The following is a 15395-nucleotide window of genomic DNA, read 5'->3' on the forward strand; positions in this document are numbered from 1 at the left end:
CTACGTCCCCGAAATCGCTTGGCGGGTACCGAGGCGCTCAAGGACATGCCCGGTCAAAGCATCCGCGGCCTGTTGGCAGTCGAGGTTGGCGCCGAGGGTGCGCAGGTCGGTGACGGCCATGCCGGGGTGGCCGCAGGGGTTGATGCGCTGGAAGGGTTCCAGGTCCATGGCCACGTTCAGGGCAAGGCCGTGGTAGCTGCAGCCGCGGCGGATGCGCAGGCCGAGGGCGGCGACCTTGGCGCCATCGACATAGACCCCGGGCGCATCCGCCCGCGCGGCCCCGTCGATGCCCTGTGCCGCCAGCAGGTCCACCACGCTCTGCTCGAGCAGGGTCACCAGCCGGCGCACGCCGAGCCCGTAGCGGCGTAGCTGCAGCAGCGGGTAGAGCACCACCTGGCCCGGACCGTGGTAGGTCACCTGGCCGCCGCGGTCGGTGGCGACCACGGGGATGTTCCCCGGATCGAGCAGGTGCTCCCGGCGCCCGGCGAGGCCGAGGGTGAACACCGGCGGGTGCTCCACCAGCCAGAGCTGATCGCGGTCGGCCTCGCCGCGGCGCTCCGTGAAGGCGCGCATGGCCTCCCAGGTGGGGGTGTAATCCGCCTGCCCGAGCTGGCGGACGCGGGGCGGGGGCGTGCTCACAGCGTGGCGAGCACGTCGCCGTGGGACTGCAGCTCGTGGTAGATGGCGTCAAGCTGCGCCCGGCTCTCCGCGGTGATGGTGACGGTCACCGAGACGAAGCGGCCGTGCCGGCTTGGCGTGGTGCGCAGCGCCTCCGCCGGCGTCGCCGGGGCGTGGCTGCTGACGATGCGCCAGACCAGCGCCGCCAGATCGGCATCGGTACGCCCCATGGCCTTGATCGGGAACTCGCAGGGGAAGTCCAGGGGGCTGTCGTCGTCGCTCATGCTGCCTCCCGTGCCGGCGTTATTCGAACCAGAGCAGCACCTCGTCCACCAGCCGGCTCCACAGTCCGCCCTCCGGCACCGCCTCCAGGGCCACCAGCCGGGTTTCTGCCAGCGTGCTCTCGCCCAGGCGCACGCTGACGCTGCCGAGCACGGTGCCCTCGTCCACCGGCGCGTCGATGCGGCTGTCCAGGCTCAGGCTCGCGTCGAGGTTGTCGTACTGACGCGCCGGGATGGTGACGTAGAGGTCCTCGGTGAGACCCACGCCGAGGCGGTCGCTGGCGCCCTTCCACACCCGGGCCTCGGTCAGCGGTTCGCCGGCGGCGTAGAGCCGGTGGGTCTCGAAGAAGCGGAAGCCGTAGTTGAGCAGCGCCTGGGACTGCTCGATGCGGGCGCTGGGGCTCGCCGCGCCCATCACCACCGAGATCAGCCGCATGTTCTCGCGCTGGGCCGAGGTGGCCAGGCAGTAGCCGGCGGATTCCGTGTAGCCGGTCTTCACCCCGTCCACCGAGGCATCGCGCCAGAGCATGCGGTTGCGGTTGAACTGCTCGATGCCGTTCCAGGTGAAGCTGCGCTCCGAGTAGAGCTGGTACAGCTCGGGGAAGCGCTGGATCAGCGCCCGCACCAGCAGGGCCGTGTCCTCCGCGCTGGAGTAGTGCTCCTCGCCTGGCAGGCCGGCGGCGTTGGTGTAGTTCGTGTTCTCCATGCCGAGCTCGGCGGCGTACTGGTTCATGAGCTCGGCGAAGGTCTCCTCGGTGCCGGCGATGTGCTCGGCGAGCGCCACGCTCGCGTCGTTGCCCGACTGGATGATCATGCCCCGCAGCAGGTTCTCCACCGTGACCCGGTCGCCCACCTCGATGAACATGCGCGAGCCCCCGGTGCGCCAGGCGCGCTCGCTCACCAGGACCTCGTCATCCATCGCCAGGTTGCCGGCGCGCAGCTCGCTGAAGACGATGAAGGCGGTCATGATCTTGGTGAGGCTCGCCGGGTCCCGGCGCAGGTCGCTCTGATGGTCCACCAGCACCCGCCCGCTGTGGAAGTCGAGCAGCAGATAGCTCTCGGCGCCGAGCTGCGGCGGCGAGGGCACGGGGATGGGCTGGGTCTGCGCGGTGGCGGCGCCACCGAGAAGCAGGAAGACCAGCAGAATCAGGAAACGGAAGGCCTGCATGGGTGCGCTCTCGAATCGGTGGTTGTGGCGGGCTGGCGGGGTATTCTAACCGCGGCGGCGGTTCCTGCGACCGCGTTGCCGGCGGGCGACAGGGTATCGGGCCGGGCTGCGGATCCGCCGGGCGTCCGGTAACACTAGTCCGGGATCACCACATGCCCCGGGCCATGGCCGGCCTCCGCGAGCCGGTCACTGATGCGGTCCACGGCGGCGATATCCGTCAGCGGACCGAGCTGCACACGGTGGAAGCCGTCGTCGCCGGACTCCACCCGCACGTCGGCACGGAATGCATCCGCCTGCAGCCGGTCTGCCAGCCGGCGGGCATTGCCGGCCTCGCGAAAGGCGCCCACCTGCAGGAAATAGCTCACGGCCTCGGCAGCTTCCGGCTGCGCCGGAGCGGGATCGGCAGCGATCGCCTCGGCTGCGTTGGCCGTGACGTCCTCGCCGGTCTCCGTGTCGTGTTCGCTGCCTGCCCCGGAGGCGGCCGCCTGGCGGTCAGGCGTCACCGTGCGCACCTCCACCGGCGCAGTGCCGCTCTCGAGCATGCCGAGCTTGGCCGCCGCGGCGTAGGAGAGGTCGATGATGCGATTGTCGGCAAACGGGCCGCGGTCATTGACGCGCACCACGATCTCGCGCCCGCTCTCCAGATGGCGCACGGCGACGTAGGTGGGCAGGGGCAGCGCGCGGTGGGCGGCAGTCATCGCGTACATGTCGAACGGCTCGCCGCTGGAGGTGCGGCGGCCGTGGAACTTGCTGCCGTACCAGGAGGCGATGCCGCGCTCGCGGTAGCCATCGGCGCTGTCCAGCACCTGGTAGGTGCGTCCGAAGACCTCATAGCGCTCCGGGTTGCCGTAGCGGCTCTTCGGCTCGCTCCGGGGCTCGGCGTCCGGGATCGCGCCCGGGTCGGCGATGGGCTCGCCCGGCCCGTCCCCCGGCTCCGGCGGGAGGCTGCTGCAGCCGGCCAGCAGCGCCAGCAGCAGCGCCGGCAGCAGACGGCGCGTCATCGGTAGCCCTCCCGGATCTCGCGGCTCAGCTGCAGTACTGCCATGGCGTAAAGCGGGCTGTGGTTGTAGCGGGTGATCACGTAGAAGTTCTCCAGGGTGACCCAGTGCTCGTCGCCGCGCTGGCCCTCCAGCACCAGCAGCCGGGCGGCCGCGTCGCCGTCCGGGAGGCGGCGCCGGGGCGTGACGCCGGCCGCGCGCAGGGCCGCGATGGTGTCCTGCGGGCGCAGGCCGTCGCGCTGCAGCGCCTGCCAGTCGCTGCCGGTGACGTCGCCGCGCACGGCGATGGGCGCGTCCGCCTGCCAGCCGTGGCGGCCGAGGTAGTTGCCGACGCTGCCGATGGCGTCCGCGGGCTCGGACCAGAGGTCGCGGCGGCCGTTGTCGTTGAAGTCCACCGCGTACTCGCGGTAGCTGCTGCTGATGAACTGCGGAATGCCCATGGCCCCGGCATAGGAGCCGCGGGGCTCGCGCGGGTCGAAGCCCTCCTCGCGGGCGAGCAGGAAGTAGGCTTCGAGCTCGCGGCGGAAGAAGTCCGCCCGCGGCGGGTAGTCGAAGGCCAGCGTGCGCAGGGCGTCCAGCACCCGATGGCGGCCGCGGTGGCGGCCGTAGCGGGTCTCCACGCCGATGATGGCGACCACGATCTCCGGCGGGACGCCGAAGCGGCGCTCGACGGCGGCGAGGGTTCCCGCGTGCTCACGCCAGAACGCAACCCCCTCCTCGATGCGCGCCGGCTGCAGGAATATCGGCCGGTAGCGATACCAGGGCAGGGCCTCCGCCGGGCTGCTGATGGCGTCGATGATGTCCTGCTGGAGGCGGCTGTCCTCCCGCAGCAGACGCTCGATGCGCTCGGCCTCGAAATCGTGGCGTTCGGCCAGGCCGCGGGCGAACGCCACGAACGCGGCCTCGGTCTCGGGAGAGGTTTCGGCCCCGCTGGAGGGCAGCACGGCGCAGCCGCCCAGCGCGAGCAGGGCCGCAAGGAGCGCTACCGCAAGGCGGCGCAGGCGGATCGGACTGGCTATCACGAGGACCACAGGCGGCGGTGGGTATGGATGGACATGAGAATACCGAAGGCCGCCAGCAGGGTCACCAGCGACGAGCCGCCGAAGCTGATCAGGGGCAGCGGCAGCCCCACCACGGGCAGCAGCCCAGAGACCATGCCGATGTTGACGAAGAAGTAGACGAAGAAGGTCAGCGCGAGCCCGCCGGCGAGCAGGCGCCCGAAGCTGTCCTGGGCATGGTGGGCGATCCACAGCCCGCGGGCGACCACGGCGAAGTAGAGCGCGAGCACCAGCAGCACGCCGATGAACCCGAACTCCTCGGCGAGCACGGCGAACACGAAGTCCGTGTGGCGCTCGGGGATGAAATCCAGATGCGCCTGGGTGCCGTTCAGCCAGCCCTTGCCATAGAGCCCGCCGGAGCCGATGGCGATCTTGGACTGGATGATGTTGTAGCCGGCACCCAGCGGATCGCGCTCCGGGTCGAGGAAGGTCAGCACCCGCTGGCGCTGGTAGCCCTGCATGCCGAAGTACCAGAGCATCGGCGCGGCGGCCGCGAGCAGGGCCAGCAGGCCCGCCATGATGCGCCAGCGCAGGCCGGCCAGGAACAGCACCGAGCCGCCTGCGGCGGCCACCAGGATGCTGGTGCCAAGGTCCGGCTGCACGGCGATCAGACCGACGGGCAGGGCGATCAGCAGCAGCGCCAGCATGGTGCGCCCGAAACCCGGTGGCAGCTCGCGATCGGCCAGCAGCCAGGCGACGAGCAGCGGCAGGGCGATCTTCATGAACTCCGAGGGCTGGAATCGCACCACGCCGAGATCCAGCCAGCGGCGGGCGCCGCCGCCCAGCTCGCCCGCGACCAGCACTGCCACCAGCAGCGCCAGGCTGGCGGCATAGACCCACGGGGCCCAACGGCGGTAGACCAGCGGCGGGAACTGGGCAAGCACCACCATGACGGCGAACGCGATGGCGAGCCGGATGAGCTGGCGCTCGACCTGAACCAGGCTCTCGCCGAAGGCGCTGTAGAGCACCACCAGACCCACCGTCGAGAGCAGCAGCAGCATCCCGAGCAGGGTGGCGTCCAGGTGCAGCCGCCGCTGCACCAGACCGAGGCCGGCGGCGCCACCGCCGCCGCTGGACTCACCGTTCGCCGACGTCGGCAGCCACATCGGGCAGCTCTCCCTGTTCCAGCAGCCAGGCGTCGATCACCTGGCGGGCGATGGGCGCGGCGGTGCCGCTGCCGCTGCCGCCGTGCTCGGCGATCACGGCGACGGCGATACGCGGTGCCCCCACCGGGGCGAAGGCGATGAACAGTGCATGGTCGCGCAACTCCCGCGGGATCTCGTCCTCATCGTATTCCTCGTCCGGCGCCAGGCCGAAGACCTGTGCCGTGCCGGTCTTGCCGGCCATGCGATAGGGCATGTCCTCGGCCACGGCGCGGGCGGTGCCGCGGCGCCCGTGCATCACCTCGGCCATGCCCCCGATCGCCTCCTCCCAGAGTGCCGGGTTCTGCAGCGTCACCGGCGCGACCAACGGCTCTGCCGGCGCCAGGCGCGAGGCGCTGTCCTCGCCGGGCGCCTCCGTGGCCGCGACCAGGTGCGGGCGCACCGGACGCCCGGCGTTGGCGAGCATGGCGGTGGAGGCGGCGAGCTGCACCGGCGTGGCGAGCATGTACCCCTGACCGATGCCGGTGTTCACCGTCTCGCCGTGGTACCAGGGCTCACCGCGGTTCGTCCGCTTCCACTCCCGGGAGGGCATGACGCCGGTGAGCTCCCCCGGCAGATCGATGCCGCTGGGGCGGCCGAAGCCGAAACCGGTCATCCACTCGTGCATGGCGTCGATGCCCATCTCGTAGGCGAGGTCGTAGAAGTAGATGTCGCAGGACTGGGCGATGGCCTGGGTCAGGTCGATCTCGCCGTGGCCGCCACGCTTCCAGTCGCGCCAGGGCCGGCTGACGTTGGGCAGCCGGTAGAGCCCGTTGCACTGGAACTCCTCGTCCGGATCCACGGTGCCGTGGGCCGCGGCCGCGAGGCCGAGAAACGGCTTGATCACCGACCCCGGCGGGTAGCGCCCACGCAGGGCGCGATTGAACATGGGCGTGCCCGGCTGGCTCTGCAGCCCGCGGAAATCCTCCAGGGTGATTCCGGTCACGAACAGGTTGGGGTCGAAGCCGGGCTGGCTCGCCAGGGCCAGAACCGCCCCGTCCCGCGGGTCGATCGCCACCACCGCGCCGCTGTGCTCGCCGAGGGCCGTCTCGGCCACGCGCTGCAGCTCGATGTCCAGCGTCAGATGCAGATCCTCGCCCGGAACCGGCGGATCCCGCTCCAGGGTGCGCAGGGTGCGGCCGAGGGCGTTGGTCTCGAGCCGTACCAGGCCCATCTCCCCGTGCAGCCGCTCCTCGTAGAAGCGCTCGACGCCGCTCTTGCCGATGACGCTCGAGCCGCGGTACTGGCTCGCATCCACCTGCCGTAGCTCCTGCTCGCTGATGCGGCCGACGTAGCCGATGGCGTGGGAGCCGATGGCGCCGTAGGGGTAGAAGCGGGTCAGGTGCGCCTTGACCTCGACCCCCGGGAAGCGATGGCGGTTGACCGCCAGGCGGGCCACCTCGCTCTCGCTCAGGCGCAGCTTCAGCGGGATCTCCTGGAAGCGGCGCTGGCGCTCGCGCAGATCCCGGAACCGCTCGATATCGGTGGCCGAGAGCTCGACGATCTCCTGCAGGCCGGTGAGCAGGGCATCCATATCCTCAACCTGCTCCGGAATCACGGTGAGGCGGAACGCCGGAACGTTCTCGGCGAGCAGGCGGCCGTCGCGGTCGTAGATGAGGCCGCGGGTGGGCTCCGCCGGGGCGATGCGGACCCGATTCTCCTGGGAGAGGCTCGCATAGTGCTGATAGCCCGCTACCTGGAGCATGGCGATGCGCCCGGCGAGCAGGCCCATCAGCAGCAGCACGGCGATGCCCGCCACGAGCAGACGCCGGCGCACTACGCGGCTCTCTCCGGCCTTGTCGCGCAGCAGATCGAGGCTCATGCGGTCACTGCACCTGGAAGAAACGCCGCAGCTCGCGCAGCAGCACGAACACCACCGGCCACGCCACGGTGCCTGCCACGGCCGGCAGCCAGTAGGCCCAGTCCGCTCCGGGCTGCCCGGTCAGCCCGCGGATCCAGAGCAGCACGAGCTGCACCGTGAGCAGCAGCATGAGGACCGTCAGGGCCTGCTGCCAGAGCGGGAAGACGCGGATCCGCTGGTAGAGCTTCATGGTCAGAAAGGCCACCAGTGCAAACGCGAGGGCATGGGCACCCAGCAGGGTGCCCTGCAGGACGTCCTGCAGGATACCGACGAGCCAGGAGACACCGACGCCCACCCGCTGCGGCAGGGCGAGGCTCCAGTAGATCAGCACCAGCGCCGTCCACTCCGGGCGCAGCTGCTCGGCGGCGGTCGGCAGCGGCACCACCGTGAGCACCAGCGCGAGGAACAGGCTCGCCACGATGACCCAGCCGCCCTGGCGTACCGTTGCGTTCATGGCCGCGCCCCGGCGTCGTCGGTGCCGGATTGCCCCTCGTCCGCGGCGAGGGCAGCCCGCTCACCCTGCTCGCGGCGGATCAGCAGGACCTCCTGAATGCGGTTGAGGGCACCGCTCGGCTCCACCGTGATGTCGGCGAAGGCCTCGCCCGGGTCGGTGTCGACCGCGCTGACGCGGCCCACGGGATAGCCCGCCGGGAAGCGGCCGCCAAGGCCGGAGGTCACCAGCAGATCGCCGGGGCGGATGTCGGCGTTGTTGGGCAGGCTGGTCAGGTCCAGCGTGTGCAGGTTGCCGTTGCCCACGGCCACGCTGCGCAGACCGTTGCGGTTCACCTGCACGGGAATGGCGTGGCTCGGGTCGCTGATCAGGCGCACCGTGGCGCTGAAGGGGCCGGCCTCGTCCACCTGGCCGATGATGCCGTTGGCGTCGATTACCGGCTGGCCGGCGTAGACGCCGTCCCCGGTGCCCTTGTCGATCTGGATGAGATGCGTGTAAGGGTCGAGGTCCACCGCCACCAGCTCGGCGATCAGCACCGGCTCCTCCAGCTCGTAGGCGGAGTCCAGCAGGTCGCGCAGACGGATATTCTCCACCTCGAGGGCGTCCAGCCGCTGCAGGCGAGCCTCGTAGAGGAGCTGCTGGTTGCGCAGGCGGGCGTTCTCCTCGATCAGATCGCGCCGGCTCGTGAGCTGGGTGGAGGCGAGCCCGGTGAGCTCCAGCGGCAGACTGGCGGCAACACGCACCGGATGCACCACGGCGGACAGGGTGTGGCGGACAGGCTCGAGCAGGTTCTGCCGGTGATCCAGGGTCATCAGCACCACCGACAGCAGTCCGAGCAGCACCAGGCGCGCGGTGATGGAGGGACCTTGTGTGAACAGCGGCTTGATGGGCCGTCGCCTCCTGGGCGGGCGCCGCCGGCGGTCGGCGACGGGTCGCCCCAACCCGCAGCGGTGCAGAGATGCCCGCCCGCACAGTGAACCAGTGAACCGGGCCTTGGCGGCGCGAACCGGGTCTCGGTATGCGAGCGGCGGGGCCGGGTGCCGCTACTCGCTGACGAACAGGTCCGTGCCCTTCTCGTCCATGAGCTCCAGCGCGCGGCCACCGCCACGGGCGACGCAGGTGAGCGGATCCTCGGCGATGACCACCGGCAGGCCGGTCTCTTCCATGAGCAGGCGATCGATATTGCGCAGCAGCGCGCCGCCTCCGGTCAAGACGATGCCGCGCTCGGCCACGTCCGCACCGAGCTCCGGAGGGGTCTGCTCCAGGGCCGTCTTGACGGCCCCGACGATGCCGGAGAGCGGTTCCTGCAGGGACTCCAGGATCTCGTTGGAGTTGAGGGTGAAGCTGCGCGGCACGCCCTGGGCGAGGTTGCGCCCCTTGACCTCAAGCTCCCGCACCTCGGTGCCCGGAAAGGCGGTGCCGATCTCGTGCTTGATGCGCTCGGCCGTGGCCTCGCCGATGAGGATACCGTAATTGCGCCGCACGTAGTTGGTGATGGCCTCGTCGAAGCGATCGCCGCCGATGCGCACGGAAGACGAGTAGACGATGCCGTTCAGCGACAGCACCGCCACCTCGGAGGTGCCGCCGCCGATGTCCAGCACCATGGAGCCGCGGGCCTCGTCCACCGGCATGTTGGCGCCGATGGCCGCCGCCATCGGCTCCTCCACCAGGTAGACCTCGCGAGCCCCCGCGCCGGCGGCGGACTCCTTGATGGCGCGGCGCTCCACCTGGGTGGAGCCGCAGGGCACGCACACCAGCACCCGCGGGCTCGGCCGGAAGAAGCGCGCCTCGTGCACCTTCTTGATGAAGAACTGGAGCATTTTCTCGGTCACGGTGAAGTCGGCGATGACGCCGTCCTTCAGCGGCCGGATGGCGCGGATGGTGCCCGGCGTGCGGCCCAGCATGAGCTTGGCCTCGTGACCCACGGCGGCGATGGTCTTGGGGCCGCCGTCACGGTCCTGGCGGATGGCCACCACCGAGGGCTCGTTGAGCACTATCCCCTGACCGCGGGAGTAGATGAGCGTATTGGCCGTCCCAAGATCAATGGAGAGATCGTTGGAAAAAATGCCCCGAATGCCCTTGAACATGCAGAAATTCCAGCCGGTCAGAGAAAGGCGGGTAATCTAACAACGGGTAGGGGTTTGGGCAAGCGAGCGCCTGTGCTACTTTTTCGGGTTTGTGACCGTTGTGGCCGTTCAGGAGTGACCCATGTCCCTCGATGCCTCCCAGGTGCGGGAGATCGCTCATCTGGCGCGGCTTGCGGTGGATGAGGCGGACACCCGCGAGTATGCGGCGTCGCTGTCGTCGATCCTCGAGTTCGTGGAGCAGCTCGCAGCGGTGGAGAGCAGCGGCGTCACGCCACTCGCCCATCCGCTGGAGATGAACCAGCGCCTGCGCCCGGACGAGGTCAGCGAGAGCGACCAGCGCGAGCGCTTCCAGGCCATCGCCCCGGCCGTCGAGGACGGCTACTACCTCGTGCCGCGCGTCATCGAGTAGGCTCCCGCCCCCGCGCCGACCAGCCAGGACAGGCAGCATGCATACGTACACCATCGCCGAGCTTTCCGCGGCCCTGGCGGCCGGAGAGGTCTCGAGCGTCGAGCTCACCGAGGCGACCCTGGCGCGAATCGAGCGCCATCAGCCCGCGCTCAACGCCTTCATTACCGTGACCGCCGAGCAGGCCATGGCGCAGGCCCGCGCGGCGGACGCCCGGCGCGCCCGTGGCGACGCCGGCCCCCTCACCGGCGTGCCCATCGCCCACAAGGACATCTTCTGCACCGACGGCGTGCGCACGAGCTGCGGCAGCCGGATGCTGGACAGCTTCATCGCCCCCTACGACGCCTTCGTCGTGGAGCGACTGCGCGAGGCCGGCGCGGTGATGGTGGGCAAGACCAACATGGACGAGTTCGCCATGGGCTCTTCCAACGAGACGAGCCATTACGGCCCGGTGCGCAACCCCTGGGATGAGGATACCGTGCCGGGCGGCTCCTCCGGCGGCTCCGCCGCGGCGGTGGCCGCCCGCCTGGTGCCCGGCGCCACCGGTACCGACACCGGCGGCTCCATCCGCCAGCCGGCGGCGCTCTGCGGCATCAGCGGGCTCAAGCCCACCTATGGCCGGGTGTCCCGCTACGGGATGATCGCCTTTGCCTCCAGCCTCGATCAGGCCGGGCCGATGGCGGCCAGCGCCGAGGATCTGGCACTCATGCTCGAGGCCATGGCCGGCTTCGACCCGCGGGACTCCACCTGTGTCGAGCGACCGGTGCCCGCCTACCGGGAGGTGCTCGACCAGCCGCTCGCAGGCCTGCGCGTCGGGCTGCCGAAGGAGTACTTCGGCGAGGGCCTGGAGCCCGGCGTGGCCGCCGCGGTGGAGGCGGCGGTGGCGGAGCTGCGCGGGCTCGGCGCGGAGATCCGCGAGGTCTCGCTGCCCAACAGCGGGCTGGCGGTGCCGGTGTACTACGTCATCGCCCCCGCGGAGGCCTCCTCCAACCTCTCCCGCTACGACGGCGTGCGTTTCGGCCACCGCTGCGAGTCGCCGCGGGACCTGGAGGATCTCTACAAGCGCAGCCGCGGCGAGGGCTTCGGCGCCGAGGTGAAGCGCCGCATCATGGTGGGCACCTACGCGCTCTCCGCCGGCTACTACGATGCCTACTACCTCAAGGCGCAGCAGGTCCGGCGCATGATCCGCGACGACTTCGTGCGCGCTCTGGAGGAGGTGGACGTCCTGGTGGGGCCGACGGCCCCCGGCGTCGCCTTCGCCCTCGGCGAGAAGTCCGACGATCCGGTACAGATGTATCTGCAGGACATCTACACCATTGCGGTGAACCTTGCCGGCCTGCCGGGCGTGTCGGTGCCGGCGGGCTTCGCCGACGGCCGCCCGGTGGGTCTGCAGCTCATCGGCAACTACTTCGACGAGGAGCGCCTGCTGGCGGTGGCGCACCGCTTCCAGCAGGCCACCGACTGGCACCGGCAGGTGCCTGAGGGCTACGCGTAGGTCGGCAAGCGCGCAGCGCTCGCCGACACGCCGGCAGGCGAATCCCGGTTACCGCGCGCGAAGCGCGGTTGTCGGCGAGCGCTGTGCGCTTGCCGACCTACGCCGGAGCTGCCCCGTCGACGCCGCAACCGAACAACCGACCGAGGATGACAGACGCCATGCAATGGGAACCGGTCATCGGCCTCGAGATCCACGCGCAGCTGGCGACGCGCACCAAGATCTTCTCCGGGGCGTCCACTGCCTACGGGGCGCCGCCGAACAGCCAGGCCTGCGCCGTGGATCTGGGTCTGCCCGGCGTGCTGCCGGTGCTGAACGAGCAGGCGGTGCGCTTCGCGGTGCGCCTCGGCCTCGCCCTGGACGCGGAGCTCGCCGGGCGCTCGGTGTTCGCGCGCAAGAACTACTTCTATCCGGATCTGCCCAAGGGCTACCAGATTTCCCAGTACGAGATCCCCGTGGTAGGTCGCGGCCATCTCGACATCGAGCTCGAGGACGGCAGCACCAAGCGTATCGGCGTGACCCGCGCCCACCTGGAGGAGGACGCCGGCAAGAGCCTGCACGAGGGCTTCGCCGGCATGACCGGCATCGACCTCAACCGCGCCGGCACGCCGCTGCTCGAGATCGTCTCCGAGCCGGACCTGCGCTCCGCCGCCGAGGCCGTGGCCTACATGAAGAAGCTGCACTCGCTGGTGCGCTATCTCGGCATCTGCGACGGCAACATGCAGGAGGGCAGCTTCCGCTGCGACGCCAACGTCTCCGTGCGCCCGGTGGGGGAGAAGCGCTTCGGCACCCGCGCGGAGCTCAAGAACCTCAACTCCTTCCGCTTTGTCGAGCGCGCCATCAACTACGAGATCGAACGCCAGATCGAGCTCATCGAGGATGGCGGCACGGTGGTGCAGGAGACCCGCCTGTACGACTCGGACCGGGGCGAGACGCGCTCCATGCGCACCAAGGAGGAGGCCAACGACTACCGCTACTTCCCGGATCCGGACCTGCTGCCGCTGGAGGTTACCCCGCAGCTCATCGAGGACGTCCGCGCCGAGCTGCCCGAGCTGCCCGACGCGAAGAAGGCCCGGTTCGTGGAGCAGTACGGGCTGCCGGCCTATGACGCCGGGGTGCTCACCTCGAGCCGCGAGCTGGCCGACTACTACGAGGCGGTGGCCGCCGAGGCCGGCGATGCCAAGCTCGCCGCCAACTGGGTCATGGGTGACCTCGCCGGCGCCCTCAACAAGGCCGGGCTCGACATCACCGAGAGCCCCGTGGGTCCCGAGCGGCTTGCCGGCATGCTGCGCCGGGTGGTGGACGGCACCATCTCCGGTAAGATCGCCAAGGACGTCTTTGACGCGCTGTGGAACGGTGAGGGCGACGCCGACGCCGTCATCGAGGCCAAGGGCCTCAAGCAGGTCACCGACACCGCCGCCATCGAGGCGATGGTGGACGAGGTCATTGCCGCTAACCCCGAGCAGCTGGAGCAGTACCGCGCCGGCAAGACCAAGCTCATGGGCTTCTTCGTCGGCCAGGTGATGAAGGCCTCAAGGGGCAAGGCGAATCCGCAGGCGGTGAACGAGGTGCTGCAGCGCAAGCTCAACGGTGAGTAACAAGTTGCAAGTTTCAAGTTGCAAGCGGAGGCCTCAGCATCCCGCGAACTCCCGTTGGGAACCCTGAGTCGGCAGATTTGCCTACACGAGCGCGATATTCGATGTCGCGGCCCGATCGACTTGGTGCTACGCAGAGCCCTTTTCGTAGCCCGGTTGCGACAACGCGTCCGCCTCGCTCGCACTTGCCACTTGCCACTTGTCTCTTGCAACTGAGCAACGCGAATCCCTATGCCCGACCGTCTACACCGTTTCCTGTTCGAGCACGCCGACGTCCGTGGCGAGGTGGTGCAGCTGGATGACGCCTTTGCCGAGGTGGTGCGGCGCACGGATCATCCGCCCGCCGTGCAGCGGCTGATTGGCGAGGGGCTCGCGGCGGCGGCGCTGCTGGCGGCGACGCTCAAGTTCCGCGGCTCGCTGAGCCTGCAGCTGCAGTCCGCCGGGCCGCTGTCGCTGCTGCTGGTGCAGGCGGGCAGCGACGGCTCGCTGCGGGCGATGGCGCGAACCAACGGCGAGGTGCCCGCGGACGCGCCCCTGGACCGCCAGGCGGCGGGTGGGTCGCTCGCCATCACCATCGATCCGGAGGATGCCGGCGAGCGGTATCAGGGCATCGTCGATCCGGGCGGGGGGCGGCTCGCGGATGCGCTGGAGCGCTATTTCCGGGAATCCGAACAGCTGGCAACCCGCGTCTGGCTCGCCGCCGGGGAGGGCCACGCGGCGGGCATGCTGCTGCAGCGCCTGCCGGGCGGCGAGGGGGGCGATGCCGACGCCTGGAACCGCGCCGGGCACCTCGCGGATACCGTCACCGAGGCGGAGCTGCGGGAGCTTGCACCGGGCGAGCTGATCCGGCGACTGTTCCACGAGGAGGATATCCGCCTCTTCGACCCCACACCGCTGCGCTTCCGCTGTCGCTGCGACCGCCGGCGGGTGGCCTCCATGCTCCACGGCCTCGGCGCCGAGGAGATGCGCGACATCCTGGCCGAGCAGGGCCAGGTGGAGGTCCACTGCGACTTCTGCAACGAGCCCTACCGCTTCGACGCCGTCGACATCGAGGAGCTTTTCGCCGACCCCGCCACCCGCGCCCCCGACAGCCCGGCCCGGCACTGAGTCGGTCGGCGGCCCGCGGGGCGCGAAGGCGGCTCGGCGTTGGGATTAAACACAACGACACAACGGACACAACGGATCACAACGAGGAGAAGCCTGAGGGATAGGGGAGAGCGAGGTTCTTGCGGCAGGCGCCTGCAGCTGCGGTCGGCACGCAGGCTGGATCTGCCGAAACCGCTTCCCGAACAGCCAGCCTCTTCCGTTGTGATCCGTTGTGCCCGTTGTGTCGTTGTGTTTAATCCCCACCCAGCCCACACCCTTGGCGCCTTTGCGGTTATTCCCCGTCCCGCAGGTTCATGAAACCCGCGTGCGGGCAGCCGAGCAGACCGGGCAGGCCGGGTCGCGGCGGAGGTTGAGGCGGCGCCAGGTCTGGGTGAGGGCGTCCACCACCAGCAGGCGGCCGTTGAGGGGCTCGCCGAGGCCGGTGAGGACCTTGACCGTCTCCACTGCCTGCAGGCTTCCCAGCACGCCCGTGAGCGGGCCGAGCACGCCGGTCTCGCTGCAGCTCTGGGCCTCCTCGCCGGTGTCCGCGTACACGCAGCGGTAGCAGGGGCTGTCGTCGCGGTCCGGGCGGAACACGGCGAGCTGGCCGTCCATGCCGATGACCGCCGCCGACACCAGCGGCCGCCGCTCGGCCACGCAGGCGGCGTTGACGGCAAAGCGGGTGGCGAAGTTGTCCGAGCCGTCCAGCACCACGTCCACCCCCCGCACCAGCGCCCGCAGGTTGTCCTCGCTCAGCCGCTCGGCGACGGTCTCCACCTGCGTGCCCGGGTTCAGGGCGGCGATCCGCTCCCGCGCAGAGTCGGTCTTGGCACGGCCGACGTCGCCCGTGGTGTGGATGATCTGGCGCTGCAGGTTGGTCAGCTCCACCCGGTCGAAGTCGGCGAGCACGAGCGTGCCGAGCCCGGCGGCGGCAAGATAAAGGGCGGCCGGCGAGCCGAGGCCGCCGAGCCCGACGATCAGCGCCCGACTCCGCAGCAGCCGTTCCTGCCCCTCGAGATCGAGCCCGGGCAGCATGATCTGGCGGCTGTAACGCAGCAGATCCTCGTCTTCCATCCTTTCTCCGTGGGTCATGGCCGGTGCGCTTCCGGCCTGCCAAGTACGCTGTCTGCTTATCGAAGAGTGGGGATTCAA

General features: G+C 70.2%; 15 protein-coding genes. 4 read left to right on the forward strand and 11 right to left on the reverse strand.

The window, feature by feature from the left end; translation table 11 throughout:
* From lipB to LMH63_RS03955, 10 genes are all read right to left on the reverse strand, one after another.
* The gene (lipB, locus tag LMH63_RS03910; RefSeq protein ID WP_109676080.1) at nucleotides 1–639 is read right to left on the reverse strand and encodes a lipoyl(octanoyl) transferase LipB; all 639 of its coding nucleotides are present in this window, start codon (nucleotides 637–639) and stop codon (nucleotides 1–3) included.
* Nucleotides 636–902 carry a YbeD family protein gene (locus LMH63_RS03915; protein ID WP_109676078.1) on the reverse strand — a complete coding sequence of 89 codons (267 nt, stop codon included), beginning with the start codon at nucleotides 900–902 and terminating at the stop codon, nucleotides 636–638. Before LMH63_RS03915 ends, lipB begins: the two co-directional genes overlap by 4 nt.
* Before the next feature lie 19 nt (nucleotides 903–921).
* Entirely contained in the window at nucleotides 922–2067 is a 1146-nt protein-coding gene (locus LMH63_RS03920; protein ID WP_109676076.1) for a D-alanyl-D-alanine carboxypeptidase family protein, read from the reverse strand.
* A gap of 134 nt (nucleotides 2068–2201) precedes the next feature.
* A complete protein-coding gene (locus LMH63_RS03925; RefSeq protein WP_109676074.1) occupies nucleotides 2202–3068 on the reverse strand; it encodes a septal ring lytic transglycosylase RlpA family protein in 867 nt (288 codons plus the stop codon).
* On the reverse strand, nucleotides 3065–4087 hold the full coding sequence (gene mltB / locus LMH63_RS03930) for a lytic murein transglycosylase B (RefSeq protein WP_229332720.1): 1023 nt from the start codon (nucleotides 4085–4087) through the stop codon (nucleotides 3065–3067). The genes LMH63_RS03925 and mltB overlap by 4 nt, the downstream gene beginning before the upstream one ends.
* Nucleotides 4084–5229, reverse strand: coding sequence for a rod shape-determining protein RodA (gene rodA, locus LMH63_RS03935; protein WP_109676072.1), 1146 nt, complete (start codon nucleotides 5227–5229; stop codon nucleotides 4084–4086). The genes mltB and rodA overlap by 4 nt, the downstream gene beginning before the upstream one ends.
* Entirely contained in the window at nucleotides 5201–7087 is a 1887-nt protein-coding gene (gene mrdA, locus LMH63_RS03940; protein WP_109676070.1) for a penicillin-binding protein 2, read from the reverse strand. Before mrdA ends, rodA begins: the two co-directional genes overlap by 29 nt.
* 4 nt (nucleotides 7088–7091) lie before the next feature.
* A complete protein-coding gene (gene mreD / locus LMH63_RS03945; protein WP_109676068.1) occupies nucleotides 7092–7580 on the reverse strand; it encodes a rod shape-determining protein MreD in 489 nt (162 codons plus the stop codon).
* Entirely contained in the window at nucleotides 7577–8518 is a 942-nt protein-coding gene (gene mreC, locus LMH63_RS03950; RefSeq protein ID WP_229332721.1) for a rod shape-determining protein MreC, read from the reverse strand. Before mreC ends, mreD begins: the two co-directional genes overlap by 4 nt.
* 102 nt (nucleotides 8519–8620) lie before the next feature.
* Complete coding sequence (locus tag LMH63_RS03955) at nucleotides 8621–9664, reverse strand: rod shape-determining protein (RefSeq protein ID WP_109676066.1); 1044 nt, start codon at nucleotides 9662–9664, stop codon at nucleotides 8621–8623.
* A gap of 121 nt (nucleotides 9665–9785) precedes the next feature.
* Here LMH63_RS03955 and gatC point away from each other — a divergent pair, with 121 nt between their 5' ends.
* The 4 genes from gatC to hslO all read left to right on the forward strand — a co-directional run bounded on the left by gatC (nucleotide 9786) and on the right by hslO (nucleotide 14264).
* Nucleotides 9786–10073, forward strand: a complete 288-nt coding sequence (gene gatC / locus LMH63_RS03960) for an Asp-tRNA(Asn)/Glu-tRNA(Gln) amidotransferase subunit GatC (protein WP_109676065.1) — start codon at nucleotides 9786–9788, stop codon at nucleotides 10071–10073.
* 37 nt (nucleotides 10074–10110) lie between these two features.
* A complete protein-coding gene (gatA, locus tag LMH63_RS03965) occupies nucleotides 10111–11565 on the forward strand; it encodes an Asp-tRNA(Asn)/Glu-tRNA(Gln) amidotransferase subunit GatA (RefSeq protein ID WP_109676063.1) in 1455 nt (484 codons plus the stop codon).
* Between the two features lie 158 nt (nucleotides 11566–11723).
* Entirely contained in the window at nucleotides 11724–13160 is a 1437-nt protein-coding gene (gene gatB / locus LMH63_RS03970; RefSeq protein ID WP_109676061.1) for an Asp-tRNA(Asn)/Glu-tRNA(Gln) amidotransferase subunit GatB, read from the forward strand.
* Nucleotides 13161–13388: 228 nt separating this feature from the next.
* On the forward strand, nucleotides 13389–14264 hold the full coding sequence (hslO, locus tag LMH63_RS03975) for an Hsp33 family molecular chaperone HslO (protein ID WP_373317900.1): 876 nt from the start codon (nucleotides 13389–13391) through the stop codon (nucleotides 14262–14264).
* Between the two features lie 291 nt (nucleotides 14265–14555).
* On the opposite strand, the gene LMH63_RS03980 is transcribed toward hslO, so the two are convergent.
* Nucleotides 14556–15317, reverse strand: a complete 762-nt coding sequence (locus LMH63_RS03980) for a HesA/MoeB/ThiF family protein (protein ID WP_109676057.1) — start codon at nucleotides 15315–15317, stop codon at nucleotides 14556–14558.
* Nucleotides 15318–15395: the final 78 nt, after the last annotated feature.

It is taken from the genome of Spiribacter halobius (assembly GCF_020883455.1).
Lineage (GTDB): Bacteria > Pseudomonadota > Gammaproteobacteria > Nitrococcales > Nitrococcaceae > Sediminicurvatus > Sediminicurvatus halobius.